At 73.5% G+C, this 499-nt stretch carries 1 protein-coding gene; it reads right to left on the bottom strand.

The features are described 5' to 3' along the window. Window positions 1-47 precede the first annotated feature (47 nt). A partial coding sequence (locus NBW84_RS20810) for an ABC transporter ATP-binding protein (RefSeq protein ID WP_445548791.1) occupies window positions 48-499 on the bottom strand: 452 nt, incomplete at its 5' end.

Genomic DNA, 499 nt, shown 5'->3' with positions numbered 1-499 from the left:
CTCGGTCGCGATGGAGCCGGTTGATGTTCCGGTCGATGTCGTGCCGCTCATGTCCGGACTCCCTTTCCGTTTGTCGATGTCGTTGTGTCGGTGCTGGTGCCGGTGCCGGTGCTGGTGCTGGTGCCGGCCGGGCTCGCCGACGTCTCCGCGGCGACGGGGCGTCCGAACGTCACGCTCTCTCCTGCCGCGGCTGGCAGTACCCGCGTACCTGACCCGGCGAGCGGTGGCGACGCGGCCCTGGGCAGATCAGACGGCTCGCGGTGGCAACGCACCGTGTGCGCAGGCGCTCCGACCGGCCCGGACAGCAGCCGGACGGGAGGAGCCACCCGATCACACAGGCCGTCCAGCCGGTGGGGGCAGGCCCAGGCGAACCGGCAGCCGGCCCGCCCCGCCGAATCCGGACGGCCAGCCACCTGGCCCGGCACACCGTCCCCGGTCAGGCTGTCGGTGTACGGATGGTGCGGGCCGGACAGCACGGCGGAGGCGGGGCCGACCTCGG

Origin of the sequence: Protofrankia sp. CiP1_Cm_nod2 (assembly GCF_920664355.1) — a bacterium.
Taxonomy (GTDB): Bacteria; Actinomycetota; Actinomycetes; order Frankiales; family Frankiaceae; genus Protofrankia.
This window is presented reverse-complemented; position numbering and strand designations above follow the sequence as displayed.